The 26,221-nt window shown below is 67.1% G+C and carries 25 protein-coding genes and 1 tRNA gene; 15 read left to right on the plus strand and 11 right to left on the minus strand.

Annotated features, from left to right (window positions below):
- The first annotated feature begins 41 nt into the window (after positions 1–41).
- Together FFS09_RS00490 and murI are read left to right on the plus strand one after the other, a co-directional pair.
- A complete protein-coding gene (locus FFS09_RS00490) occupies positions 42–1,592 on the plus strand; it encodes a fumarate hydratase (protein ID WP_137916904.1) in 1,551 nt (516 codons plus the stop codon).
- Positions 1,589–2,401: a glutamate racemase gene (murI, locus tag FFS09_RS00495; RefSeq protein WP_137916905.1), complete on the plus strand. Its 813-nt coding sequence runs from the start codon at positions 1,589–1,591 to the stop codon at positions 2,399–2,401. The genes FFS09_RS00490 and murI overlap by 4 nt, the downstream gene beginning before the upstream one ends.
- Before the next feature lie 38 nt (positions 2,402–2,439).
- On the opposite strand, the gene FFS09_RS00500 is transcribed toward murI, so the two are convergent.
- Positions 2,440–3,465, minus strand: a complete 1,026-nt coding sequence (locus FFS09_RS00500) for a hypothetical protein (RefSeq protein ID WP_137916906.1) — start codon at positions 3,463–3,465, stop codon at positions 2,440–2,442.
- A 103-nt stretch (positions 3,466–3,568) separates the two neighbouring features.
- Entirely contained in the window at positions 3,569–4,507 is a 939-nt protein-coding gene (locus FFS09_RS00505; RefSeq protein WP_137916907.1) for a LysR family transcriptional regulator, read from the minus strand.
- Between the two features lie 145 nt (positions 4,508–4,652).
- Between FFS09_RS00505 and FFS09_RS00510 the strand changes: the two genes are divergently transcribed.
- Genes FFS09_RS00510 through FFS09_RS00535 form a run of 6 tightly spaced genes read left to right on the plus strand, consistent with a single transcriptional unit; the run spans position 4,653 to position 11,824 of the window.
- Positions 4,653–5,498, plus strand: coding sequence for a fumarylacetoacetate hydrolase family protein (locus FFS09_RS00510; protein ID WP_137916908.1), 846 nt, complete (start codon positions 4,653–4,655; stop codon positions 5,496–5,498).
- A 15-nt stretch (positions 5,499–5,513) separates the two neighbouring features.
- Positions 5,514–7,610, plus strand: a complete 2,097-nt coding sequence (locus FFS09_RS00515; protein ID WP_137916909.1) for a hydantoinase/oxoprolinase family protein — start codon at positions 5,514–5,516, stop codon at positions 7,608–7,610.
- Positions 7,607–9,364 carry a hydantoinase B/oxoprolinase family protein gene (locus FFS09_RS00520; protein ID WP_137916910.1) on the plus strand — a complete coding sequence of 586 codons (1,758 nt, stop codon included), beginning with the start codon at positions 7,607–7,609 and terminating at the stop codon, positions 9,362–9,364. The genes FFS09_RS00515 and FFS09_RS00520 overlap by 4 nt, the downstream gene beginning before the upstream one ends.
- A 1-nt stretch (position 9,365) precedes the next feature.
- Complete coding sequence (locus FFS09_RS00525) at positions 9,366–9,743, plus strand: hypothetical protein (protein ID WP_137916911.1); 378 nt, start codon at positions 9,366–9,368, stop codon at positions 9,741–9,743.
- A 10-nt stretch (positions 9,744–9,753) separates the two neighbouring features.
- The gene (locus tag FFS09_RS00530) at positions 9,754–10,827 is read left to right on the plus strand and encodes a CobW family GTP-binding protein (protein ID WP_137916912.1); all 1,074 of its coding nucleotides are present in this window, start codon (positions 9,754–9,756) and stop codon (positions 10,825–10,827) included.
- A gap of 25 nt (positions 10,828–10,852) precedes the next feature.
- The gene (locus FFS09_RS00535) at positions 10,853–11,824 is read left to right on the plus strand and encodes a Bug family tripartite tricarboxylate transporter substrate binding protein (protein ID WP_137916913.1); all 972 of its coding nucleotides are present in this window, start codon (positions 10,853–10,855) and stop codon (positions 11,822–11,824) included.
- Here FFS09_RS00535 and FFS09_RS00540 read toward each other — a convergent pair.
- The 3 genes from FFS09_RS00540 to FFS09_RS00550 form a co-directional block, all read right to left on the minus strand.
- Positions 11,811–13,145 carry an MFS transporter gene (locus FFS09_RS00540; RefSeq protein WP_137916914.1) on the minus strand — a complete coding sequence of 445 codons (1,335 nt, stop codon included), beginning with the start codon at positions 13,143–13,145 and terminating at the stop codon, positions 11,811–11,813. The genes FFS09_RS00535 and FFS09_RS00540 overlap by 14 nt on opposite strands.
- Positions 13,146–13,237: 92 nt before the next feature.
- Complete coding sequence (locus FFS09_RS00545) at positions 13,238–13,861, minus strand: DUF6806 family protein (protein WP_137916915.1); 624 nt, start codon at positions 13,859–13,861, stop codon at positions 13,238–13,240.
- Between the two features lie 41 nt (positions 13,862–13,902).
- A tRNA-Leu gene (locus tag FFS09_RS00550) sits at positions 13,903–13,987 on the minus strand.
- Between the two features lie 228 nt (positions 13,988–14,215).
- On the opposite strand from FFS09_RS00550, the gene FFS09_RS00555 reads away from it, so the two are divergent.
- From FFS09_RS00555 to FFS09_RS00585, 7 genes are read left to right on the plus strand one after another with little or no spacing between them, the layout of a single operon-like run.
- Complete coding sequence (locus tag FFS09_RS00555) at positions 14,216–15,088, plus strand: fumarate hydratase (RefSeq protein ID WP_137916916.1); 873 nt, start codon at positions 14,216–14,218, stop codon at positions 15,086–15,088.
- Positions 15,089–15,098: 10 nt separating this feature from the next.
- Positions 15,099–15,719, plus strand: a complete 621-nt coding sequence (locus tag FFS09_RS00560) for a fumarate hydratase C-terminal domain-containing protein (protein WP_137916917.1) — start codon at positions 15,099–15,101, stop codon at positions 15,717–15,719.
- Between the two features lie 59 nt (positions 15,720–15,778).
- A complete protein-coding gene (locus FFS09_RS00565; RefSeq protein ID WP_137916918.1) occupies positions 15,779–16,762 on the plus strand; it encodes a Bug family tripartite tricarboxylate transporter substrate binding protein in 984 nt (327 codons plus the stop codon).
- 54 nt (positions 16,763–16,816) lie between these two features.
- Complete coding sequence (locus FFS09_RS00570) at positions 16,817–17,761, plus strand: amidohydrolase family protein (protein WP_252374177.1); 945 nt, start codon at positions 16,817–16,819, stop codon at positions 17,759–17,761.
- 17 nt (positions 17,762–17,778) lie between these two features.
- Positions 17,779–18,405, plus strand: a complete 627-nt coding sequence (locus tag FFS09_RS00575; RefSeq protein WP_137916920.1) for a flavin reductase family protein — start codon at positions 17,779–17,781, stop codon at positions 18,403–18,405.
- 22 nt (positions 18,406–18,427) lie between these two features.
- Positions 18,428–19,147 carry an HpcH/HpaI aldolase family protein gene (locus tag FFS09_RS00580; RefSeq protein ID WP_137916921.1) on the plus strand — a complete coding sequence of 240 codons (720 nt, stop codon included), beginning with the start codon at positions 18,428–18,430 and terminating at the stop codon, positions 19,145–19,147.
- A gap of 18 nt (positions 19,148–19,165) precedes the next feature.
- On the plus strand, positions 19,166–20,026 hold the full coding sequence (locus FFS09_RS00585) for a cupin domain-containing protein (RefSeq protein ID WP_137916922.1): 861 nt from the start codon (positions 19,166–19,168) through the stop codon (positions 20,024–20,026).
- A gap of 61 nt (positions 20,027–20,087) precedes the next feature.
- Here FFS09_RS00585 and FFS09_RS00590 read toward each other — a convergent pair whose 3' ends face one another.
- From FFS09_RS00590 to pcaF, 6 genes are all read right to left on the minus strand, one after another.
- Complete coding sequence (locus tag FFS09_RS00590) at positions 20,088–21,062, minus strand: Bug family tripartite tricarboxylate transporter substrate binding protein (RefSeq protein ID WP_137916923.1); 975 nt, start codon at positions 21,060–21,062, stop codon at positions 20,088–20,090.
- 248 nt (positions 21,063–21,310) lie between these two features.
- Positions 21,311–22,318 (minus strand): ketopantoate reductase family protein, encoded by a 1,008-nt coding sequence (locus FFS09_RS00595; protein ID WP_137916924.1) that lies wholly within the window; start codon positions 22,316–22,318, stop codon positions 21,311–21,313.
- Between the two features lie 20 nt (positions 22,319–22,338).
- Positions 22,339–23,106 carry a DNA-binding transcriptional regulator gene (locus FFS09_RS00600; protein ID WP_137916925.1) on the minus strand — a complete coding sequence of 256 codons (768 nt, stop codon included), beginning with the start codon at positions 23,104–23,106 and terminating at the stop codon, positions 22,339–22,341.
- A gap of 137 nt (positions 23,107–23,243) precedes the next feature.
- The gene (locus FFS09_RS00605) at positions 23,244–24,236 is read right to left on the minus strand and encodes a Bug family tripartite tricarboxylate transporter substrate binding protein (protein ID WP_137916926.1); all 993 of its coding nucleotides are present in this window, start codon (positions 24,234–24,236) and stop codon (positions 23,244–23,246) included.
- 39 nt (positions 24,237–24,275) lie between these two features.
- On the minus strand, positions 24,276–25,007 hold the full coding sequence (locus FFS09_RS00610) for an SDR family NAD(P)-dependent oxidoreductase (RefSeq protein WP_137917002.1): 732 nt from the start codon (positions 25,005–25,007) through the stop codon (positions 24,276–24,278).
- A gap of 2 nt (positions 25,008–25,009) precedes the next feature.
- Positions 25,010–26,218 (minus strand): 3-oxoadipyl-CoA thiolase, encoded by a 1,209-nt coding sequence (pcaF, locus tag FFS09_RS00615; protein WP_137916927.1) that lies wholly within the window; start codon positions 26,216–26,218, stop codon positions 25,010–25,012.
- Positions 26,219–26,221 lie beyond the last annotated feature (3 nt).

Here is a 26,221-nt window from a genome sequence, read left to right on the forward strand (position 1 = left end):
AATACCCGGTCCCCCATTCCAACGCCCCACGACCGCCCGCCATGTCGACCATCAAGCAAGCTGACCTGATCGAATCCATCGCCGCCGCCCTCCAGTACATCAGCTACTACCACCCCGCCGACTACATCGCCCACCTGGCCCGCGCCTATGAGCGCGAGCAGAGCGCTGCGGCCAAGGACGCGATCGCGCAGATCCTCACCAACAGCAAGATGAGCGCGACCGGGCACCGCCCGATCTGCCAGGACACCGGCATCGTCAACGTGTTCCTCAAGGTCGGCATGAACGTGCGCTGGGAAGGCTTCACCGGCAGCCTGGACGACGCCATCAACGAAGGCGTGCGCCAGGGCTACAACCACCCCGACAACACCCTGCGCGCCTCGGTCGTGGCCGACCCGCAGTTCGCCCGCAAGAACACCAAGGACAACACGCCCGCCGTGATCTTCACCGAGCTCGTGCCCGGCGATTCGCTGGACATCACCGTGGCCGCCAAGGGCGGCGGTAGCGAGAACAAGAGCAAGATGGTCATGCTCAACCCGGGCGACTCCATCGTCGACTGGGTGCTCAAGACCGTGCCCACCATGGGCGCCGGCTGGTGCCCGCCCGGCATGCTGGGCATCGGCATTGGCGGCACGGCCGAGAAGGCGGTGCTGATGGCCAAGGAAAGCCTGATGGACGACCTCGACATGTACGAGCTGCAGGCCAAGGCGTCCAAGGGCGAGAAGCTCACGCAGGTCGAGGAACTGCGCCTGGAATTGCACGAGAAGGTCAACGCACTGGGCATCGGCGCGCAAGGCCTGGGTGGCCTCACCACCGTGCTGGACGTGAAGATCAAGATGTACCCCACGCACGCGGCCAGCAAGCCCGTGGCCATGATCCCCAACTGCGCCGCCACGCGCCACGCGCACTTCGTGATGGACGGCTCCGGCCCGGTCTACCTCGAAGCACCGAGCCTGGACCTGTGGCCCAGCGTGAACTGGGTGCCCGACACCCAGAAGAGCCAGCGCGTGAACCTCAACACCCTCACGCCCGCCGAAGTGGCGAGCTGGAAGCCGGGCCAGACCCTGCTGCTCAACGGCAAGATGCTCACCGGCCGCGACGCCGCGCACAAGCGCATCAAGGACATGCTGGCCAAGGGCGAGAAGCTGCCGGTGGACTTCACCAACCGCGTCATCTACTACGTCGGCCCGGTCGACCCGGTGCGCGACGAGGCCGTGGGCCCCGCCGGCCCGACCACCGCCACGCGCATGGACGGCTTCACCGAGATGATGCTGGCCGAAACCGGCCTCATCGCCATGATCGGCAAGTCCGAGCGCGGCCCGGTCGCCATCGAAGCGATCAAGAAGCACAAGAGCGCCTACCTCATGGCCGTGGGCGGCGCGGCCTACCTCGTGTCCAAGGCCATCAAGCACGCCAAGGTGGTGGGCTTCGAAGACCTGGGCATGGAAGCCATCTACGAGTTCGACGTGGTCGACATGCCGGTGACGGTGGCGGTGGATGCGGGCGGCACGAGCGCGCACATCACCGGCCCGGCCGAGTGGCAAAAGCGCATCGCCACGGGCGAGTTCAAGGGCATCGAGGTCGCGGCCGCTTGAAAACCGTCGGCGTGTTCGACAGCGGGGTCGGCGGCCTGAGCGTGCTGCGGGCCTTGCTCGCCGAACTGCCGGGCCAGCGCTTCGTCTACGCCGCCGACAGCGCCTTCGCGCCCTACGGCGAGCGCACGGCCGCAGAGGTGTCGGAGCGCACGCACCGCGTCACACAACACCTGCGCGAGGCCTACACCATCGACGCGCTGGTGGTGGCCTGCAACACCGCCACGGCACACGCCATCGACGATCTGCGCCGGCAGTACCCGCACATGCCCATCGTCGGCGTGGAGCCCGCGCTCAAGCCCGCTGCGTCGCTCAGCCGCAATGGCCGCATTGGCGTGCTGGCCACGCGCGGCACGCTGGGCAGCGCGCGCGTGGCGGCCTTGCGCGATCGCCTGGTGGCGGCCTCTTCCCGTCCCCTGCATTTCAGCTTCCAGCCGTGCGATGGCCTGGCCGCTGCCATCGAGCGCCACGACACCGCCGCCATCGAGACCCTGAGCACGCGCTATGTGAACGAACTGCTGCGCGGCGACACGCAGGATGAAGAGCCGATCGACACCGTCGTGCTGGGTTGCACGCACTACCCGTTCGCGGCCGATGTGCTGGGCCAGTTGAGCGGCCCAGGCGTCATGCTGGTGGAAACCGGGGTGCCGGTGGCGCGCCGCACGCGCGAAGTGCTGGAACTGCCAGCGCCAGCCGAGGGCATGACGCCTTCCTCGACCACGCTGCTGTCGACCGGAGACCCCGTGGCGCTGGCCGAGGCCGCGCACCGCTGGTTGGGGCTTCGGGCGAACGCACAAACGTTGCCGGTCTGACGGCACACAGGAAAACGCCCGTTCCCGACGGAAGGGACTCAAGAAGACGGGCCGTCTGTGAGACTGCCAAATGAAATTTTTGTGCGCAGTCGCTGCTGAAGCGCCTCTTCGGCGGCAACGCGGATACCTTCAACGACAGGATCGTCCAGGTTGCTCAAGTAGTTTTCCACCCCTTTCGCCAGGGCCTCCACGTCAACTTGCGGCATGTTGATCAGTCGCTTGTTCAAGCGGTCCTTGTACATGTCGAAAGCAGCGCCATCGCTGACAGCCGTGCTGCTGTTGGAGGGCTGCATGGCCTTGACGAAATTTTCGACACCCATACCCGCCTTGATGTCGTTGTTCGATCGAAGTGCGTCGAGGACTTCTTTCATGGGCGTGTCCGCGGCCGCCAACCGCATCAGCTTCTCAACTTTCGCATCATCGCGCCGCTGAATTTCAGTTTTCAATGCGAGGCCGACGCGCTCAACCAGCGGATTCTCTTTGTCGGGAAATTTCGATGCAAACCGGTGATAGGCCTCCAGCGTCTCGATCGCCATCTCCTTCACCCGCGATCTCAAGCGCTCACCGTAGATGTCGGCCGTAAAGGGTTTGATCATGCTGTGCCTGGCGATCGGTCTCGCCATCTCTTGACGGAAACTCACATCCATCTCGTTGGCGAGTTTCACGTTCTTTGAAGACAGCGCCGCGAAGACGTACCAGAGGTGATCCTCTGCGGCATATTCGGGCGTCGGAAAGCCACCCATGTTCGGTGCACGGTCCCACGGGTGTGGCCATTCATCGAGATCGCTCGATCGACGCGCAGGCAGAGGTGTGTCGATGCTCGCGGTGCCCAGGTGAACCTGACCTCCCAGAGGCGAGCTGGACACCTGCCTTTGATGCCTCGGCCATTGAGCGCCCGACTGCGACACGACGTCCCCCGGCTTGGCCCCGCCTCTGCCCGTTCCAATCACCACGAACGACCTGTTCCCGGTCGTCACGCCCCGGCTGGATCGGGATTCGTCTTGCGAAGTGCCGCCGGGACCTGATGAGGGATCTTTCGGTAGAGGGGCGGTCAGTTTGTCCATGGTGGCTCTTTCGTCGGGTCACCAGTCGCGCAGAGATGGGCACTGGACCGACATACCCCAATGGGTAACCATCCCACGCATCTGGTTCAAACTCGTCACCTTGCTAGCCAGAGAACACCGTTGAACCCTCCGGCTCGCTGAGCCGGTTGCCCCATCCGTCCACCGTCTCGCGCAGCATGCGCGCGACGATCTTGCTCGCCGGTGTGAGCTGGCCTTGTTTGGGCAGCGCGAGCGTGACGTGCCGGCGCAGGTCGGGGTTCACCACGCGCGCGGCTTGCAGGTGGCCCGCGCGCAACTCCGCGTCGATGGAGAACGGCCCCAGCAGCGAGTACAGCCCGGGCGTGTGCGCCACCAGCTCCTTCTGCACGCGCAAGGAGTCCGCCTCCACCTCGGCCTGCAGCACGAAGCCTTTGCTGCGCGCTGTCTCGTCGAGCACCGCGCGCCAGTGCGCGGGCCGGCGGGGCAGCACCAGGCGCAGGCCGGCCAGGCGTGAGAACTCGAACGACTCGTGTTGGGTCAACGGGTCGCCCGGCCGGGACACGAGGTAGGTGCCGGCGACGGCGAGCAGTTGCTCGTCCGCCCCCGTGGGCTTCTGGTAGCGGAACAGGATCGCCATGTCCACGCTGCCCATGTCGAGCAGCGCATCCAGCTCACCACCCTGCCCTTCGCGCACGTTGAGTTTGATCTTCGGAAACTCGGCCTTCAGGCGCAGGAACACGTGCGTGATCAGCGGGTGTGCGGCCGAGGGCAGGATGCCCAACCGCACCTCACCCATGGGCTCGCCGGCGTCGACGCGGATGTCCGCCAGCAACTGGTCGGTCTCGCGCACCCAGCTGCGCACGCGTGCCTGCACGTGCTGGCCCAGATCGGTCAGCGTCACGCCGCGTCCGGTGCGCCGGAACAGCGCGCCACCGCACTGTTTTTCCAGCTCGCTGATCTGGCGGCTGATGTGCGACTGCACCGTCTGGCGCAGCGCCGCGGCCTTGGTGAAGCTACCCAGTTCGGCCACTTCGAGAAACAGGCGGAAGTCGTTGGGGTTCATGGGCATATCTCCGCGCCAGTCATGCCGATCGTGGCATGTCTGAAATCTAAGTTTGCATTCTATGCAGATGGCAGGCGCATTTCTAGACTCCGTTCCCATCACCCCTCGCGCTGTCCTCAGCGCCCTACTCGGAGACCCAACCGCCATGCGTTTCGCCAGCTTTGAGACCGACGGCCGCGCCACCTACGGTGTGGTCGGCAACGACGGCCGCTACACCCCCGCCCCCGCCGCATTCCAGGCGCGCCACGCCGATCTGAAAGCCGCCATTGCGGCCGACGCGCTGGGCGAGTTGCAGGCTGCACCCGGCGAGTCCCTCGCGCCGGAACAAGTGCGCCTGCTGCCCGTGATCCCCAACCCCGGCAAGCTGATCTGCGTCGGCCTGAACTACAAGACCCACGTGGCCGAAACCAAGCGCGCCGACAGCGAACACCCTTCGCTGTTCCTGCGCTTCAACGACAGCCTGGCCGCGCACGGCGACGAGGTGCAACGCCCTTCGTTCTCCGAGCGCTTCGACTGGGAAGGTGAACTCGCCTTCGTGATCGGCAAGGGCGGGCGCCACATCGCCAAGGAAGACGCGTTCGACCACATCGCCGGCTACGCCTGCTTCAACGACGTGAGCGTGCGCGACTGGCAACGCCACACGCACCAGTTCACGCCCGGCAAGAACTTCCCCGGCACCGGCCCCTTTGGCCCGTACATGGCCACGCGCGATGAAGTGCCCGACGTGACGACGCTGCAACTGCAGACGCGCCTGAACGGCAACGTGGTGCAGAACGCCAGCGTGGGCGACCTGATCTTCGACATCCCGACCATCGTCGCCTACATCTCGCGCTTCACGCCGCTCTCACCCGGCGACGTGATCGCCACCGGCACGCCCGGCGGCGTGGGCGACCGCCGCGAGCCGCCGCTCTACATGAAAGAAGGCGACGTGGTCGAGGTCGAGATCACCGGCCTGGGCATCCTCCGCAACCCCATCGGCGTCGCGGCCTGATCCGCCACACACACCATGAGCAACACGAACCTCACCCCGCACGACGCACGCCTGCGCGTCGCCGTCGACATCGGCGGCACCTTTACCGACATGGCCGCGTTCGACGAAGTGACCGGCCAGCTGCTGTTCGGCAAGGCCTTGTCCACGCACGGCCAGCTGGTCAAAGGCATCCAGGCCACACTGGACAGCGCCGACATCGACCTGCGCGACGGCCACCTGTTCCTGCACGGCTCGACGATCGCCATCAACACGCTGCTGGAACGCAACGGCGCCAAGACTGCGCTGCTGATCACCGAAGGCTTTCGCGACATCTACGAGATCGGCCGCGTCAACCGGCCCGACGCCTACAACCTGTTCTTCAACAAGCACGAACCGCTGGTCAAGCGCTCGCTGCGCTTTGAGGTGGCCGAGCGCCTGCGCGCCGACGGCAGCACGCACAAGGCGCTGGACGAAGTGGCCGTGCGCGAGTTGGCGCGCGAACTCGGCGGCAAGGACATCGAAGCCGTGGCCGTGTTGCTGCTGCACTCGTACCGCAACCCGACGCACGAGCAGCGCGTGAAACAGATCCTGCAAGAAGAACTGCCCGGCGCCTTCGTCTGCGCCTCGCACGAACTGAGCCAGGAATACCGCGAGTTCGAACGCGTCTCCACCGCCGTGGCCAATGCCTACGTCGGCCCGCGCGTCTCGGCCTATCTCGGTGAACTGGAAGAGCACCTGGCCAACAAGGGCTTCGAGGGCGACTTCTACGTGGTGCAGTCCACCGGCGGCCTGTTCCCCAGCGAACATGCGCGGCGCGATTGCGTGCGCATGCTCGAGTCCGGCCCTGCGGCCGGCGTGATCGGCGCGCAGGCCATCTGCGCGCAACTCGGCATGGGCGACGCGATCGCGTTCGACATGGGCGGCACCACCGCCAAGGCCGGCGTGATCAGCGAAGGCCGGCCACTGACCACGGGCAGTGCCTTGATCGGTGGCTACGAACGCGCCCTGCCGATTCAGATTCCGATGATGGACATCCACGAAGTCGGCACGGGTGGTGGCTCCATTGCCCGCGTGGAAACCGGCAACGCCTTGCGCGTCGGCCCCCAGAGCGCGGGCTCCATTCCCGGCCCCGTGGCCTACGGCCGCGGCGGTACCGAACCCACCGTGACCGACGCCAACCTGCTGCTCGGCCGACTCGACGCCGATCACTTCCTCGGCGGCGAACTCCAGCTCGACCTGCCCGCCACCCAACGCCAGATGGACGAGCGCGTGGCCAAGCCACTGGGCCTGGACGCAACGGCCGCCGCCGACGGCATCTTGCGCATCGCGGTAACGCAGATGTCGCACGCGGTGAAGGCCGTGACCACCGAGCGCGGCCTGGACGCCGGCAGCTTCACCATGGTGGTGTACGGCGGCGCCGGCCCGCTGCACGCGTCGGCGATTGCGCGCGAGATCGGCATCCGCAAGGTGTTGATCCCGTACGCGCCGGGTTACTTCTCGGCCTACGGCATGCTGTTCTCCGACCTGCGCTACGACTACGTGCGCTCGGTGTTCCGCAAGCTCAACGACGTGTCCTTCGACGAGATCGAAGCGCTCTACAAGGGCATGGAAGACGAAGGCCGCGCCGCGCTGGCCGCGTCCGGCATCACGCCCGACGGCGTGGTGATCGAGCGCGCCGCCGACATGCGCTACGTCGGCCAGGAGCACGCGGTCACGGTCGACTTGCCCTCAGCCTTCTTCGCCGACAAGGACCGCTCGGCCATCAAGAACCATTTCGACCAGGTGCACAAGGTGCGCTACGGCACGTCGGCGCCCGCCGAACCGGCCGACCTTGTGAGCCTGCGCGTGACCGTGCTCGGCACCATGAAAAAACCGCCACGCCACCACGTGGACGAAGGCGCGGCAACACCGGAAGCCGCGGCATTGCGCGGCACCAAACCGGTGTATTTCCGCAGCGGCGGCTGGGCCGACACCCCGGTGTACAAGCGCGACGCGCTGCGCGCCGGCAACCTCATCACCGGCCCGGCCTTGATTGAAGAACACGCCTCCACCACCGTGGTCCAGCCCGGCGACGAACTGCGCGTCGACGGCCTGGGCAATCTGCAAATTGCCATCGGGAGCGACCGCTCATGAACACACGAGACCTGAAAAGCACGGCGGCCATCGACCCAGTCACCGTCGAGATCATCCGCAACGGCCTGTTCGCCGTGACGGAGGAGATGAAGACCAACCTCACGCGCACCGCGTACAACCTCATCATCTACGAGGCACTGGACTTCACGGTGGGCTTGTTCACCAAGGAAGGCGACACGGTCTCCATCGGCCTGGGCCTGCCCATGTTCATCCGCGGCATGGCGGAAACGGTGAAGGCGAAGATCAAGCACTTCGGCTATGACAACATCAAGCCGGGCGACATCCTCGTCACCAACGACGCGTACACCACCGGCAGCCACCTGAACCACTTCACTTTCACCATGCCGGTGTTCCACGAAGGCCAGCTCGAAGGCTTCACCTGCTGCATGGCGCACTGGCTGGACGTGGGCGGCACGCTGGGCAACGTGACCACCGACATCTTCAGCGAAGGCATCCAGATCCCGATCGTGAAGTACCAGCGCGAAGGCGTGGTCAACCAGGACCTGATCGACATCATCGCGATGAACGTGCGCATGCCCGAGCGCGCGCTGGGCGACCTGCGCGCGCAGATCACCGCCATCACCACCGGCCAGCGCCGCTACGTGGAACTGCTGCAGCGCTACGGCGCGGACGCGGTGAACGGCTCGATCCGCCAGATCATGGACTCGAGCGAAGCCGTGGCGCGCAAGAACACGCTGTCGATTCCCGACGGCGTGTACGAAGCCGAGTCCTACATGGACGACGACGGCCTGGACATTGGCAAACGCATTCCCATCCGCGTGAAGGTCACGGTGACCGGCGAAGAGATGACGGTGGACCTGTCCGACGTGAGCAAGCAGGTGCGCGGCTTCTACAACTCCGGCTTCACCACCGGCATTGCCTGCGCGCAGGTGGCCTACAAGTGCCTCACCACGCCGACCGACTACCCGGTCAACGACGGCAGCTTCCGCTCGCTCAAGGTCATCATGCCCATGGGCACGGTGATCAGCGCCGAGCGCCCGTACCCGATGCGCGTGTGGATGACCTTCCCCATGACGGTGATCGACACCATCTTCAAGGCGCTCGCGCCGGCCATTCCCGACCGCGCCATCGCCGGTCACCACGCCGATCTGGTGTTCCCCAACATCCACGGCATCTCGCCGGAAGACGGCCGATTGTTCATCGTCGGCATCGGGCCACTCGGCGGCGGCTGGGGCGCGAAGAGTTCGGAAGACGGCGTGTCCGTCACCGTCTGCATCAACGACGGCGACACGCACAACAGCCCGACCGAACAGCTCGAAGCCAAGTACCCGGTGCTGGTGGAGAAGTACGAGATCCGAAAGGACAGCGCGGGCGCGGGCAAGTACCGGGGCGGCCTGGGCGCGGAGATGGTGGTGCAGGCGCTCTCGCCTTTCACCGTCACCACCCGCATCGACCGCGTGCATTGCAAGCCCTGGGGCCTGGAAGGCGGCGGCGACGCCATGGGCAACGGCCTGGCCGTGCGCCACAAGGGCGAATGGAAGAGCGACCACCTCAACGCCAAGATCTTCAACGTGCGCCTGGAACGCGGCGACGCCTACAAGATGCTCTCGGGCGGTGGCGGCGGCTTCGGCAGCCCGCTGGAACGCGAGGCCGACAAGGTGGCCGAGGACGTGCGCGAAGGCTACGTGAGCGCCGAGGTGGCGCGCGAGGTCTACCGCGTGGCGCTGGACGTGCAGCACAACGTCGACACCACCGCCACGGCCCAACTGCGCGCTGCGGCTGCGCAGGCCTGACATGGAAGCCGCCACCGTGGCCGACCCGCGCGCCGCCCACCTGCTCGGCCTGTGGAGCCGCCTGAGTGCCCAGCACGTCACGCTCGGCTCGGGCTGCGGCTGTGGCGTCGGCGGGGTCAGCGTTTCGCTGCAGGACTTCGAACTCGACATCGCCGACTACCTCTGGGCCGAGAGCGAGCGCCTGGGCGAGAAGAGCGTGGAAGCCTTCCTGCTCCAGCCCGGCCCCATCAAAGCGCAGCGCCAGGCGGTGATGAACCTGCTCACGCGCCTGGAAGCGGGCGAGGCCGAAGAGCGGGACGCCGACTGGCTGCTCACGCGCCTCGCGCGCACGCTCGAATCGTTCGCCAAGCTGCACGGCCCGATGGGCACGGCGTCTTGAGGGATTGAACATGCCGTTCATCCTGCCGCGCACCGACACGCCTGCTGTGCCCATCGCCACGCGCGTGCCCGTCACCGTGCTCACCGGCTTCCTCGGCAGCGGCAAGACCACGCTGCTCAACCGCCTGCTGCGCGGCCCCGACATGCACGGCACGGCGGTGGTCATCAACGAGTTCGGCTCGGTCGGCCTGGACCACGACCTCGTCGACCACACCGAAGAAAACATGGTGCTGCTGGCCAATGGCTGCATCTGCTGCACCATCCGGGGCGATCTGGTCGAGGCCTTCGAACGCCTGGCGCAAACGCCCGCCGCACAGCGCGGCGAACTGCGCCACGTGGTGCTGGAGACCACCGGCCTGGCCGACCCCGCACCCATCCTGCACACGCTGATGGGCGATCCGCGCCTGCACAACGCCTGGCGTCTGGCGGGCGTGGCCTGCACCGTGGATGCGTGCCACGCCATGGCCACGCTGGACCAGCACCCCGAGGCGGTGAAGCAGGCGGCGGTGGCCGACCGGCTGCTACTCACGAAGACCGATCTGGTGTCCGCCAACGCGCTCGATCCCATCGTCGAACGCCTGCGCGGCATCAACCCGTTGGCCGAAGTGCGCAGCGATCCCGACGGCGCATTGCTCGCGCTGCGGCAACTCCTGGCGCGTCCTGCCAGCGCCCTCACCGCCATGCCGGGCGAACGCGCGCCGCTCTTCTTCACGGTGGCCGCTGGCGACGGCCACGACCCCAACCGCCACGACGACCGCATCCGCTCGCACGTTATCGTGCGCGACCGGCCGCTCTCGCGCGAAGGCTTCTTCGCCTGGCTCGACATGATCGCGCGCCTGCGCGGCGACGACCTGCTGCGCGTCAAAGGCATCGTGCACCTGGACGACGACCCCGAGCACCCGCTGGTCATCCACGGTGTGCAGCACCTGTTCCACCCGCCCGAGACGCTACCGGCCTGGCCCAGCGACGATCGGCGCACCCGCATCGTGTTCATCACGCGTGGCATCGACGCGGAGGACATCGACGCCACGCTCCGTGTTTTCGAACGGCGCCGCGCACGCGCGCCCACCCCTCAACCCGACTGACCCCAAGACCCTGAAGGAGACAAGCATGAAGTTGAAGCAATGGATCACCGGCCTGGCGCTCGCCGCCGTGGGCACCGCGCCCGCGCTGGCGCAGAGCGCCAAGTTCCCCGACAACATGATCAAGATCATCGTGCCCTTCGCCGCCGGAGGCGGTGTGGACAGCGCGGCGCGCCTGCTCGCCAAACAGTTGCAGACCGACCTGAACGTGAACGTGGTGGTGGACAACCGCACTGGCGGCAGCGGCACCATCGGCGGCAAGGCCGTGCAGACCGCGCACCCCGACGGCTACACCCTGCTCTTCTCGGCCGCCACGCATGTGCTGGCCAGCCACGTGCTCGCCACGCCGCCGTACGACCCGCAGACCGACTTCGCACCGGTCGCCCGCGTGGGCGAAGCGCCGCTGCTCATCGTGATCCCGCCCACCGCGCCGCAGAAAAACCTGCGCGAAGTGGTGGACGCCGCGGGCAAACCCGGCGCCAACTGGAACGCCGCGATCCCCGCGCTCGGCGCACCCAGCCACCTGGCCACGCTGCTGCTGGCCAAACAAGGCAAGATGAATCTGACCATGACGCCGTACCGCGGCACCGCCCCCGCCGCGACCGACGTGGCCGGCGGCCACGTGCAGTTGCTGGTCGACTCCATCATCTCGCTGCAACCCATGGCCAAGGGCGGTCGCGTCAAGCCCATCGCCACCACCTCGGCCAAGCGCAGCAGCGTGGCACCCGACGTGCCTACCGCTGCCGAGAGCGGCTTCCCCGGACTGGTCTACGTGTCGTGGTATGGCCTGTGGGCGCCCAAGGGCACGCCGGACGAGCGCGTGCAGTTCCTCAACAAGGCCGTGAACAAGGCGGTGGACGAACTGGCCAAGGCCGGCTCCTTCGCCACGCTGGGCATCGACCCGGTGAGCGAGTCGGTGGACCAGTTCCGCAAGTACATCGCCGCCGACGTGACACAGAGTGCCGAGCTGTTGAAGGGTGCGGGGTTCAAGCCGGAGTGAAGCCGGCGCCGGCCTGGCGGGGCGCGGCGTCCAACGCGGCCGCGCGCCCACGCTGCATGTTGACCGGCATCAGCAACGCCAGCCCCGCCACAAACAGCACCGCAGTGAACCCGATCGCCAAACGCTGATTCCCGCCAGTGGCCCATGTGATGGCGCCGTAGCTCAACGGACCGACGATGAAGGCCACGCGCGTGGCGAACGTCCACAAGCCAAAGAACTCGGCGAGTTGCGCTGGCGGCGCGAGCATGCCGGCCATGGCGCGGCCCGAAGACTGGCTCGCGCCCATGCACACGCCGGCGATCGCGGCGGCGTACCAGAAGCCGCCCTTGGTGGTCGTTAGGGCCGCGATGATGCAGGTCGCGACCCAGCCCACCAACGTGATGCCCAGCGCCAGCTTGTGGCCCAGGCGGTCCTGCCAGTAACCGAACGCGAATGCACCCAACGCAGCGGCGATGTTGAGCACGAAGATCAGCACCATGGTTTCCTGCTGCACGAAACCGATCACCTGCTCCGCATAGATCGCCGCCAGCGTGATGGCCACCGCCACGCCACCCTGGTAGGCCGCCACGCAGGCCAGCAGCCACATGAAATCCTTGTAGCGGCGCGCCGCGTGGAAGGTGCGCTGCAGTTGGCGCAGCGACTCACGCCACCCGGCCACACCTGCGGCCTGCGACGTGGGTTGCGCGCGTTCGCGCAGCAAGGTCAGCGTGAACAGGGACGCCACCGCGAACACGCCCGCGGTGATCAGCATCGTCACCGGCACGAACTGCGCCGCCTTTTGCCCCTGCGCCTGCGCCCACAACACGTACCCCAGGCTCAATCCCAGGGCCAGCATGCCGCCCACGTAGCCCAGGCTCCAGCCCCACCCGCTCACGCGCCCCATCGCCTCGGGGCGCGCCAGTTCCGGCAGGAAGGCCGCCACCAGCGATTCGCCCCAGGCGAAGAATACGTTGGAGACCACGATGAGCACCACGCCCAGCACCACCGCACCGGGTCCGACCAGACCCAGTGCCGCCGTCGCCAGCACGCAGCCCAGCGTGGTCAGCATCAACAGGCGCTTCTTGGCCGCGTGGCGATCGGCCCAGGCCCCCATGGCGGGGACGGTGAACATCACGATCAGGTGGGACAGGCTCAGCGCGGCCGTCCAGGCAAACGTGGCCCAATCGGCGCCACCGGCCACCGCGCCCACGAAATAGGCCGCGAACACGGCGGTGAGCACCACCGTGGTGTAGCCCGAGTTGGCGAAGTCGAACATCGCCCAGCCGAAGACCTCGCGTTTGCGCACGCCAGGATTCAGGGCATCGGTCGAGAAAAAGGCCATGCAGACTCCCCATCGCGAGGCGATCGGCTCGCGCTGAGCCGGAGTCTAGTCGGTGCTGCCGGCCGGCCCGTGACAGGCCTCCTGCGCTGCGTTCAATGCAGGTGGCGCGGCTTGCGCGGACCACCGTGGCCCGACTGGCCACCATGGCCGCGCGGCGGCTTGCCCAGTTGCATGGAGCTCACCAGGGCGTCAAAACGCTGGGTGAAGAGTTTGTCGATGGAAGCCACCACATCGCCGAGTTCGGCGGCGTCGAAATGGCGCTCCATGATGTGCAGCACGTCCTGCACCAGCAGATCGCGTTGCACCTGCATGATGGCGGCGGGCGTGGGGCCCACGAAGCACATCAGGAAATCGTCCCGTGCTTCTTCTTCCGAGGCCTCGTCTTCTTCGTCGAACTCGGCGTCGTAGAACGACACCTCGAGCGGCGCGCCGGCGGAGGCAATCTCGTTCAGGCCCATGCAGGCCTCTTCGATCACCTGGCGGAAGTCTTCGTCGCCCGGCACGGTCCAGCAGATTTGCAGCACGTGCGCTTCGGCGTCGAAACGGATGCCCGGTTCGTCTTCGTAGCTGCTCTCGGCCGCGGCCGCCAGCGAGCGGGCGCCAGCGTATTGCCACACGGGCTTGAGGGCGTCCTGGATCTGGGCATAGGCCACGTCCTCGCGCAACGGAACGTCCCCGTGCACATGGATTTCGAAGGGCGCGTTGAATCGGGTCATGGAAAACTCACTGTAGCGGCGAAACCGCAAAAAACCTAGCGTGGTGCCTCGAAGCGGACTCGAACCGCTAAGTCTTGCGACGGGGGATTTTAAGTCCCCTGTGTTTACCGATTTCACCATCGAGGCTCGCGGGGAATTGTCGCACTTACAAGATCCGGGTCCGGCCATGTCTAGGTGGGCAAAAAAACACTGTGCAATCAACGGCTTAGCGCCCATGAGGGCCGCCATGCGAGCACCCGCGCGCCCCCGGTGCCGGGCAACTTTTCAACCAGTGAAAACTTGAAGAATTGGACTTGAACCGCCCCCTTCAGCGGCGCATGATCGGCGTCAAACAGAGACAACCTCCCCCACGCCATGCCCATCACCAGTGCCACCATCCGGGCGGTCACCGCCTCGCTTTACGAGCGCTCGCTCAAGAAGATTCCCGACGACACGCGGGCCGTGCTGGGCAAGGCGAGCGAGCGCGAAACCGACCCGACGGCGCGCCGCACCTTCAAGATGATGCTGGAGAGCGCGGACAACGCCGCGGGCAGCGGCCAGCTCATCTGCAGCGACGTGGGCATTCCCACCTACAGCGTGAAGATCGGCACCCGCGTGCAGTTCGACGGCCCGGTGCGCCAGGCCATGGTCGACGGCCTGGCCGACATGGCGGCGAACATCGATCCGCCCATCCTCAAGATGGTCACGCACCCGCTGACGCACGAACGCAGCTACGCAGGCAAGGACATCCCCATCGTCAGTTTCGATGTGATCGACGACGCCGACTACATGGACATGGTCTGCGCGCCCAAGGCCATGGGCACGGGCCGCTGGGAAGCCGTGGAAGCCTTCGTCTACCCCACCGTCGAGGACGTGGAGAAGTACGTGCTGGACGTGATTCTTCGGGCCGGCTCGCAACCGTGCCTGCCCATCGTGGTGGGCGTGGGCATTGGCGGCACGTTCGACCAGGCCACGCGCCTGGCCAAGGAAGCCGTGCTGCGTCCTCATGGCAAGCCCCAAACGGACCCGCTGCTGGCCGGCATTGAAACGCGCCTGCTCGACGCGATCAACCAGATGGGCTTTGGCGCCATGGGCACCGGTGGCGATTGCAGCGCCATGGCGGTCAACGTCGACTATTCGGCCAGCCACGGCTTCGTGCCGGTGGCCGTGTGCCTGAACTGCTGGATCAACCGCCGCACGGCCGCGCGCATCCACGGCGATGGCCGCGTGGAAATGCTCCACGAGTGAGGCGCACACCATGAGCCGCTTGCACGAACTGACCCTGCCCCTGTCCGAAGCCCGCGTGCGCGAACTGCGCGTGGGCGACATGGTGACCCTCACCGGCGCGGTGACGGTGAGCATCGGCATCCCCACCCACAAGCGCATGGCCGACGCCGTGCGCAAGGGCGAGCCCCTGCCGGTGGACCTGAACGGTGGCGCCTTCTTCCACCTCAGCACCTACGTGCGCGAGCAGGACGGCGTCTCGGTACCGCTCTACCTCAACCCGAGTACCAGCACGCGCTACAACGCCTGGATGCCCGACCTCGTGCGCGGCCTGGGCCTGCGCATGGTGGGCGGCAAGGGCGGACTGGACGACGCCAGCGTCGCCGCGCTGCGCGAATGCGGCTGCGCCTACCTGTCCTTCCTGGGCGGTGGCCTGCCGCTGCTCTCTCGCGCGCTGCGCGGCGTGCGCAGCTCGCACTGGAACGAATACATCTCGCAATTTCGCCTGCTGACGCTGGACGTGTCCGAACTCGGCCCATGCACCGTGGCCATCGACGCGCACGGCGGCAGCATCTACGACAACCTGCGCGACCGCGCACAAGGCCGCATGCCCGAGATCCTCGAACGCATGCGCCGCGCGCGACAAGCGACGTGAACGCATGGCCGCGATGGCGGCCACCTTTCCCTTTTCCCTTCCCCCTTCCAGGAGACACCATGAAACGCAGAACCTTCCAGACCGCCTTGACCGCCGCTTGCCTCGCCGCTGGTTTCGCGGCCAGCGCACCCGCGCTGGCCCAGGGCAGCTGGCCCAACAAGCCCGTGCGCCTGATCGTGCCCTTCCCGGCCGGCGGCAGCACCGACGTGGTGGCGCGTTTCATCGCCCAGGGGCTGAGCGACAAGTTCGGTCAATCCTTCGTGGTCGACAACCGCGGCGGCGCGGGCGGCAACATCGGCACCGACGCGGTGGCCAAAGCCGCACCCGATGGCTACACCATCGGCCTGTCCACCTCCGGCCCGCTGGTGAACAACAAATTCCTCTACAAGGACATGCCGTTCAACTCGGACAAAGACCTCGCTCCCATCGCGCTGGTCTGCGAAATCCCGCTGGTGATCACGAGCAACCCCAAGGTGCCGGCCAAGAACCTCAAGGAATTCATGCAGCAGGCCAAGGCCAAGCCGGACGCCTACACCGTGGGCCAGCCGGGCAACGGCACCATCGGCCACCTGGCGCTGGAACAACTCTCGATGGTGACCAACACCAAGCTCGCCTCCGTGGCCTACCGGGGCGACACCCCGGCCCTGACCGATCTGCTCGGCGGCAGCATCCAGGCCTTGTCCGCCCCGATCACCGCCTTCATTCCCAACCTCGCCTCGGGCAAGCTCAATGGTCTGGCCGTCACCTCGGCCACGCGCTTCCCCGGCCTGCCCAACATTCCGACGGCCAAGGAACAAGGCATCGACATGGTCGCCACGGTGTGGTTCGCCGTCGTCGGCCCGGCCGGCACGCCGCCCGAAGTCATCAAGGCGCTCAACGCCGAGATCAACAACATCGTCAGCTCCACCTACGGCAAGGCCAAGCTGCAGACCTACGGTGCCGTGGTCAACGTGGGCGCGCCCGACCTGCTGCGCAAGATGATCAACGAAGACTCCAAGAAGTGGCAGAAGGTCATCTCCACCGCCAACATCAGCCTGAACTGACCTGACGCCCTTTCAACCGTGGCCCCTCGGGGCCACCCTTATTTCCGGATGACCATGAGCGATTCTTCCCGCCCCCTGCTGTTCGATGCCCACGCCCACCTGGTGGCTGACGACCAGACCGCGTACCCCCGCAAGCCGATGCAACGCGCGGCCAACGCGCCGCCGCGCATGCCCGGCGTGATCGGCACACCTGGCGGCCACCACGGCCCGACACCCATCAACGAAGTGCCCGACGTCGCGCGCATGCTGGTGTGGATGAAGGAAGAAAACGTGGACGGCGCGGTGGCGGTGCAGAAGCGCATGATCTACCGCTACGACAACAGCTACATCCTGGACTCGTCGGACCAGCACCCGGATATCTTCTCGGCTGTGGTCATCCTCGACGCCGAAGACGCCGGCACCGCGCCTCTGGTGCGCCAGTACGTGAAACACCACGGTCTGGCCGGCGTGCGCCTGTTCGGTGGCCGCGAGCCCGACGGCAGCATGCCCTGGCTGAACTCGCCCATGGCGCTGAAAACCTGGGAAGTGGCCAACGAATTCGGCTTGGTCATGAACCTCGAAGTGCTGTCCGTCGGCGGTGGCGGCCCCTCGGTCCCGGCGCTGATCGAGCTGACGAAGCAGTACCCCAACGTGAACATCGCGATCGACCACCTGCTCGAACCCGAGATGGAAAAAAGCGGGCACTACGGTCTGGACGAAAACTTCGAAGCCCTCGTGCCCTGGAAGAACATTTCCTTCAAGTGGACGTCGATCAACCTCGACATCTGCCGTGAGGAAGGCATCCCGGCCGACAAGGTGCTGCGCCGCGCGGTCGACCTCTACGGCGCGGACCGTTTGATGTGGGGCTCGGACATCGGCACCTCGTCGGGCACCTACAAGGACATGGTGCAACGCGCCCTCGACTCGGCCACGCTGCTGACCGAAGACGAAAAACGCGCGCTGTTCCACGACACCGGCCGCCGCATCTTCCAGAAGGGCGGCAGCGGCCGCCGCGCCTGAGCACGAGACTTTTGACGATGTCCCAACCCGGCTTCACCACCCTGGACGCCACCACCATGGACACGGCCACGGCCTACCGGCTGCTGGTCGGCGCCGTGGTGCCGCGCCCGGTGGCGTGGATCACCACGCGCAGCAAGGATGGCGTGGTCAATGCCGCGCCCTTCAGCTCCTACAACTACGTGGCCCACAGCCCGCCCATGGTGGCCGTGAACATCGGCACCAAGGACGGCCAGCTCAAGGACACGGCGCGCAACATCGTCGAGACCGGCGAGTTCGTGGTCAACGTGGCCACGCTGGACACGATGGACCTGATGCACGGCTGCAGCGCCGACTACCCGTCGGAGACCAGCGAGATCGAAGCGCTGGGCATCGAGCTGATCCCGGGCGAGCGCATCGCCGTGCCCCGCGTGGCCGCCTCGCCCATCCAGATGGAATGCCGTCTCGAGCGCGCCATCACGCTCGGCCGTGGACTCAACACGCTCTACATCGGTGAAGTGCTGGTGTTCCACCTTTCCTCCACCGTGTTCGACGGCCGCTACGTGGACAGCGTGAAGTTGCGCCCGATCTCGCGCCTGGGCGGCCCGCTCTACGCCGAGCTCGGCGAGCTGCACAACCGGCCGCAATTGCAGAAACCCCCGAAGTGAACCACCCGCAAGAGCTCTGACCATGACCCAAGCCTACCAACTCGGCACCTTCGTCAAGACCGCCTCGCCCCACATCATCGAGGTGCTGGGCACCACGAAGCTGGACTTCGTCTGCATCGACGCCGAACACGCTCCCCTTGACCGCGCCACGCTCGACATGATGGTGCTGGCCACACGCGCCACCAAGCTGCAAGCCTTCATCCGCATCGCCGAGGTCAACCCCGCCGTGGTGCTGTCCGCGCTGGACATCGGCGCCACCGGCATCCTGGTGCCCCACGTCGACAGCGCCGAAGACGCGCGCAAGGTAGTGGCCATGGCGCGTTACCGCGACGGCGCGCGCGGCTACTCCAGCTCGCCCCGCTTCGCCGGCTACGGCAGCCTGGGCATGAAGGAAGCGCTGCGCATCGGCGACGAAGCGCAGGTGATCTGCCAGATCGAATCCGACGCCGCCGTGAAGGAAGCCGAAGCCATTGCTGCCGTGCCCGGTGTCGGCGGCCTGTTCGTCGGCCGCGCCGATCTGGCTCTCTCGATGGGCCTGGACAACCCGCGCGACCCGCGCGTGCTCGACGCCACGCGCCACGTGCTGGCCGTGGCGAAGAAGGCCGGCAAGCTCGCCGGCATGTTCGTGGCCGGCAATGCCGAACGCGACGAGTTCGCCGCGCAGGGTGCCGACTGGTTCATCGTCTCGTCCGACCAGACCCTGCTGCGCCAGGGCGCCCAGGCGATCGCGCACGCCAACTGAACGATTGAGGAAACCGACATGCCCCTGCTGCCCTCCCAACTCGCCACCTACGCCCGCCACCACGAGCAGGAACCCCGCGCCGTGCCGGGCGACAGCTGCCCCGCGTGGATCACGCGCGGCGCCAACTTCGTCGTCGTGGTCTCGCGCGTGCAGCCCGGCGACACGCTGCAACGCGACAACGCCGACGAGTACGTGCTGCTCGTGCCCGACACCGCGGGCCTCTCGCTGCAGGTACAGGCCGGCGCCGAATCGCTGCAGGCCGGCCCCGACAGTCTGACCATCGTGCCGCCCGGTCCGAGCACGCTGCGCGCGGAAGGCTCGGGCCTGGTGGTGCGTATTTTTTCCAGTGACGTGACCGACCTGCTTGCGTTGGCCGACAACCACGCCACCTACGCCACGCCCAACCCCGACGCCGCGCCCCTCGTGGCCTGGCCCGAGCCCGTGGGCGGCTACAAGCTGCGCCACTACCGCCTGGCCGACTACGCCACCGAAGGCAGCCAGATGCGCATCTTCCGCACCCGCAAGCTGATGGTGAACCCACTGCTCAAACGCCCCGTGGCGCGCGACGTGCGCAAGCTCAGCCCGCACAGCCACACCGATTTCGAGCAGGGCTCGCTGGCGCTGTCGGGCACCTACGTGCACCACCTGCGCTATCCGTGGGGCGCTGACATGACGCTGTGGCACGAAGACGCGGCCGAGCAGATGGGCAGCCCTTCGCTGCTGGTCGTGCCGCCCAAGGTCGTGCACACCAGCCGCAACATCGATGCGCCCGGCGTGCTGGTGGACATCTTTGCGCCACCGCGCTGGGACTTCTCGAAGAAGGGTGTGGTCTGCAACGGCGACGAATACCCGATGCCACCGGAGCCGGTGGCGGCCTGAGGGCACGCCCGACCCCGGCACCTGGCTGTTGTGCCGGGGTCGGGGGTCGGGGTGAGGAGGTCTACTCGACCTTGAACCCCGAGGCCTTGATCGGTGCCTCCCAGCGCTTGAGCTGGCTGGCCTGCACGCTGGCCAGCTCCTGCGGGCCACCGTGGTCCGTCATCAACCCGGCGGCCAGGATCTTCTCGCGCACCTCCGGCTGCGCCAACACCTGGGCCACTGCGCGGTCGATGCGGTTGACCGTGTCGGCGGGCATGCTGGCCGGGCCGTAGAGACCGAAGAAGTTGTCGATCGCCAGGTTCACGCCCGCCTCCTGCAGCGTCGGCACATCCGGCAACGCCGGCAGGCGCGTCTTGCCGGTCACCGCCACGATGCGCAACTTGCCGGTGCGGTGCAGGTCGATGGTGGTGCTGGTCGGGCTGTCGATCATCATCGGAACGTGGCCACCAATCAGTTCCTGCTCGGCCTGAGGGCCACCTTTGTAGGCCACATGGGTGAGCTGCACGCCCAGCGTCTGCGCCAGCAGCAGGCCCGAGAAATGCGGCACCGAGCCGGCGCCCGAGGTGGCGTACATCGCCTTGGTGGGGTTGGCCTTGACCCAGGCAATCAGGCCCCTGAGGTCGGTCACCGGCGCGGCCGGGCCGACCGAGACCACGAAGCTCAACGAGGTCACGCGCGACACCGGCGTGAAGTCCTTGACCGGGTCGTAGCCCAGCGTGCCCGGATACAGCCACGGAAAGATCACCATCGCGCCGCCGGCGGCCAGCACCAGCGTGCGGCCGTCCGGGCGCGCACGCTGCACCTCACCGAGCGCCACGCGACCGGTCGCGCCGGGCTTGTTCTCCACGATCACGTTCATGCCCAGCGGCTCCTTGAGCCGTTCGGCCAGCAGCCGCGCCACCGCGTCCACCGAGCCTCCCGGCGAGAAGCCGACGAGGATGCGCATCGGTGCGCCGTCCTGGGCCATGGCCGGCAGGCCGGTCACGCTGGCGGCGGCCAGCGCCGCGAGTCGGGTGTTGAAATGTCGTCGTTGCATCGTCGTTGTCTCCGGTTGTTTTCGTTGGGGAAAAATCAGGACAGCAAGGCTTGCGCGAGCCGGAAAGCGGCGAACGAATCCATGTTGTTTGAACCGCGCGCAGGGTCGCGGCCTTGTCTCGTTGTTGTGCCGCTGCGGTGGCCAGCGGTCTGGAATGGGAGGGATTCTTCTCCGGTTCCCAGGGCACAGCAACGACAAACTTCGGACTTTTCAACTGTTGAAAAGTCCGGTTTGCGGACTTGTGACGCCTAGGGGTACAGGCCGGCGCCACCCGCGCGCAGACAGGCCAGCGCAAACACGTCCTGCAAACGGGGCACGGGCAGTCCGACCGCCTGCGCGCATTCGATCGGCGCACCCAGGATGGCATCGAGCTCCACGCTGCGACCGGCGTCCAGGTCCTGCAGCATCGAGCTGCGGATGGCACCCAGCCGGCGCGTCTGCGCCATGCGCAGCTCGGTCGTGGTCTCCAGCGTCAGGCCCAGGCGGCGGCCCAGGGCGATGCACTCTTCCATCATGGCCGCGAACAACGCACGCACGCCCGCGTCGTCCAGCATGCGGTCGGTCGTCGCGCCGGTCAGCAGGCTCAACGGGTTCGCACAGATGTTGCCCAGCAACTTGAGCCAGATGTCGGTGCGGATCTGCGCACTCGCCACCGCGCCCAGCCCCACCTCCGCCAGCACGCCGGCCCACAACGTGGCGCGCTCGCTCACGCCACCCGCCGGTTCGCCCAGTGCCAGGCGCGCGCCGGCGCTGTGCACCACCACGCCGGGCTCGGGGCAATGGCACGAGACCATGATGGTGCCGCCCAGCACGCGCGACACGTCCACCGCGCGTTCGGTGTCGCCTTGCGGGTCCACGCGCTTCAAGCGTTGGCCTTCGAACGCTTGGCCGGGCACCAGGAAATACCACCAGGGTAAACCGTTGTTCAAGGTGAGCACGGGCGTGTCGGCGCCCAGCAAAGGCACCAGCGTCGGCACGACCGTCGGCAGGGCCTGCGATTTGAGCGCGAGGATGACCAGGTCCTGCGCGCCCATCGCTTCTGGCGACGCTTCGGCGTGTACCTCGTAGCGCTGCGTCGGTCCGCCCGCGGTGGCGTACCGCAGGCCATGGGTGCGCACCGCTTCGAGCGTCGCGCCGCGCGCCAGCAGCGTGACCTGGTGGCCTGCGCCCGCCAGCCGCGCGGCCACGTGGCCCCCGATGGCGCCCGCGCCCACAATGCCGATGCGGCGGGGATGGGAAGTCGAAGCCTGCGTCATGAAAACGTCTCTCGAAAAAATTACAGATTGGCCAGCCGTGCGCTGATGAGCCGCGACAAGTCCTGCAACGGCTCCAGGTAGCGTTCCACCGCTTGCTCGTTGCTGACGGCCGACGCAATCCACGTCATGCCGATGGTGGCCACCACGCGCTGACCTTCCATCACCGGCACGGCCAGCGTGCCCGACACCGGCCGAATGCCGGGTGCACGCAGCGCGTAGCCTTGTTGCCGGATCTTCTTCAACGCGGCCAACACCGCCGGCCGGTCGTGCGCCATGGCGTCTTCTTCGTTGGTGGACAGCCGCAGGATGTCGAGCAGCGCGCGCCGCTCCTCGCGCCCGCAGAAGGCCAGGTACGCGCGGCCCATGGCACGCCCGACCAGCGACAGGCGCATGTTGATCGTGGAATGGAGCAACGACAGCGGCGAATCGGGAATGGTGCTGTAGCGCACCACGACCGCGTCGTAGTCGGGCACCGCCACCGCCAACGGCCACTTGATCTTGCGCGTGAGCGCGTTGGCCGGCGCGGCGGCCGCCTCCACGATGCGCGGCTCGCCGTGGTAGCCCGCAGCGAGCATCTTGACGCCCGAGGACAGGCTGTACGCGCCGTACTGCGGCGCGCGCGCCACCAGGCCCTTCTTCTGCAAGGTTTCCAGCAGCCGCACCAGCGTGGGCTTGGGGATGCGCGTCTGCTGGTACAGCAGGTCCAGCGAACAGACCGGCTGGCGGTTCAACGCCAGCAGCACGTCCACGGCGCGCTCGACCGAGCGGATGGGCGCGAATGAAGCCATGGCGGGTACGTCCGGTCCGGCCTGGGCCGCCTAGACTTCGTCCACCATCACCGCCATGCCCTGCCCCACACGCAAGCGCATCGTGAAGCGGCCGCCGATGCGGTGTGGTTGGGCCCGCGCCATCCTCAGGACCCGCCTCAGTCCGCGCTGGCGCCGGATTCTTTGACGACCTTGCCCCACTTCGCGGATTCCGCCTTGATGAAAGCAGCGAACTGTTCGGACGACTCGGCCACCACCTCACCGCCCTGGCCGGCGATCTTCTGCTTCACCTCGGCCTGGTTGAGCACCTTGAGCAAAGCCTTGTTCAGTTGGGCCACGATCGGCGCCGGCGTACCGGCCACCGTGAACAGGCCGAACCACGACGTCGCCTCGTAGCCGGGCACGCCCGCTTCGGCGATGGTGGGCACATCGGGCAGTTCCGGCGAGCGCTTGGCCGTGGTCACCGCGATCGGACGCAACTTGCCGGAGCGCACATGCTGGATGGCCGAAGGCATGTTGTCGAACATGATGGCGATCTGGTTGCCCAGCAAATCGCTCACGGCCGGCGCACTGCCCTTGTAAGGCACGTGCACCATGTCGACCTTGGCCATCGACTTGAACAGTTCACCCGACAGGTGAATGGAGCTGCCGCTGCCTGAGGAACCGAAATTGATCCGACCCGGGTTCGCCTTGGCGTAGGCGATCATCTCCCGCACCGTCTTGAACGGTTGGGATGGATGGGCCACCAGCAGGTTGGGCACGTTGGCCACACGCGAGAGCGGCGTGAAGTCCTTGACGGGGTCGAAAGGAATCTTCTTGTACAGAGACTGGTTGATGGCGTGCGTGCCCACGGTGCCCATGAACAGCGTGTAGCCATCGGCCGGCGCGCGAGCTGCGGCCTGAGCGCCAATGTTGCCGCCAGCCCCTGCACGGTTGTCGATGATGACGCTCTGGCCCAGCTCTTCCGTCAGCGCCTGGCCGACGATGCGCGCCAGGATATCGGTGGTGCCGCCCGCCGAGAACGGCACGATCATGGTGATGGGCTTGCTCGGGTAAGCCTGCGCGCTGGCGGCCAGTGGCAGCAAGCTGGCGCCAGCGCAGGCGACTGCGATCAGGGCCAGGCGGCGGGTAGATGATGAAGGCTTGTGCATGATGGTCTCCTTGAAATGCACGGTAAAAATGGGGCGCGTTCAGATCGGCGCCACGCCCAGGGTCGTTCCGCCGCACACGTAGAGCACCTGGCCGGTCACGAAGCCATTCTCGGGCGCCAGGAAGAACAGCACGGCACGCGCCACGTCTTGCGGTGTGCCCATGCGGCCCACAGCGATGCTCTTCAAGATGCGTTCGGTCTGCGGTGCCCCTTCGGGGTTGCTGCTGCGGAACAGCTCGGTGGCGATCGGCCCGGGGCCGATCGCATTGACGGTGATCGCGTCCGGGCCCAGCTCCATGGCCAGCGTGCGGGTCAAGCCGATCATCCCGGCCTTGGTGGCCGAATACACGACGCGATCGCCCTTGCCCAGCGCGGCACGCGAGGACATGTTGACGATCCGGCCTTCACCGCTGGCGCGCAGCGTCGGCAGGAACGCCTGCACCAGCAACAGCGGTGCACGCAGATGCAAGCCCACCACGTCGTCGAGCTGGCCCGTGGTCGCCGTGTCGATCGTGCCTGGGCGCGTGGCACCGGCGTTGTTGACGAGCGCGGTGACGTTGTACCGCGCCGCCATATCCTGAGCGACCTGGCGCGTCGCCGCTTCATCGGTCAAATCCACCTGGAAGGACGCCAGCAGCGGGTGGTCCCAGTTGGGCAGCGCATGGTCGAGGTTGACCACAGGCCGGCCCGTGTCCAGCAGCGCCTCGGCGATCGCACGACCGATGCCGTTGCTGGCACCCGAAACGACGGTGACGGGCCGGTCTTTCGCAATGCTCACACGCGCTCCAGAATGACCGCAATGCCTTGTCCCACGCCGATGCACATCGTGCACAGCGCGTAGCGACCGCCCAGCCGGTGCAACTGGCTCGTGGCCGTGGTCGCCAGGCGCGCGCCGCTGGCGCCCAGCGGGTGGCCCAGCGCGATTGCGCCGCCCCACTGGTTCACGCGCGCATCGTCGTCCTTGAGGCCGAGGTCGCGCAGCACCGCCAAACCTTGCGCGGCAAACGCTTCGTTGAGTTCGATCACGTCCATCTGCGCCAGCGAGAGGCCGGTGAGTTCGAGCACCTTGCGCGTGGCCGGTGCCGGGCCCATGCCCATGATGCGCGGCGCCAGGCCCGCCGTGGCCATGCCGACCACACGCGCCTTGGGCGTGAGGCCGTATTTGGCGGCTGTAGCTTCGTTGGCCAGCAGCAGCGCGCAGGCGCCGTCGTTCACGCCACTGGCGTTGCCCGCGGTCACGGTACCGTCAGGGCGCACGACGCCCTTGAGCTTTGCCAGCGTCTCCATGCTCGTTTCGCGCGGGTGCTCGTCCTTGTCGACGACGATGGCATCGCCCTTCTTCTGCGGGATCGTCACCGGCGTGATCTCGGCCGCCAGATGGCCAGCCTTCTGCGCGGCCACGGCCTTGAGCTGGCTGGCCAGCGCCATGCGGTCCTGTGCTTCGCGCTCGATCTTGAAATCGGTCGCCACGTTCTCGGCGGTCTCGGGCATCGCGTCCACACCGTACTGCGCCTTCATCAGCGGGTTGACGAAGCGCCAGCCGATCGTCGTGTCGTAGACGGCGTTGTTGCGGCTGAAAGCGCTCTCGGCCTTGGGCATCACGAAGGGCGCGCGGCTCATGCTTTCCACACCACCGGCGATCATCAGCGTGGCTTCGCCGGACTTGATGGCGCGCGCGGCCGTGCCCAAGGCGTCCAGGCCCGAACCGCACAGGCGGTTGATGGTGGCGCCGGGCACGTCCATGGGCAGGCCCGCGAGCAGCGCGGCCATGCGCGCGACGTTGCGGTTGTCTTCACCGGCCTGGTTGGCGCAACCGTAGATGACGTCGGTGATCGCGGCCCAGTCCACGCCGGGGTTGCGTTCCATCAGCGCCTTGAGTGGCACCGCGCCGAGGTTGTCGGTGCGCACGCCGCTGAGCGCGCCGCCGTAGCGGCCAAAGGGTGTGCGGATGGCGTCGCAGATGAAGGCTTGGGACTGGGTCATGGT

Origin of the sequence: Hydrogenophaga sp. 2FB, assembly GCF_005503365.1 — a bacterium.
Taxonomy (GTDB): domain Bacteria; phylum Pseudomonadota; class Gammaproteobacteria; order Burkholderiales; family Burkholderiaceae_C; genus Hydrogenophaga.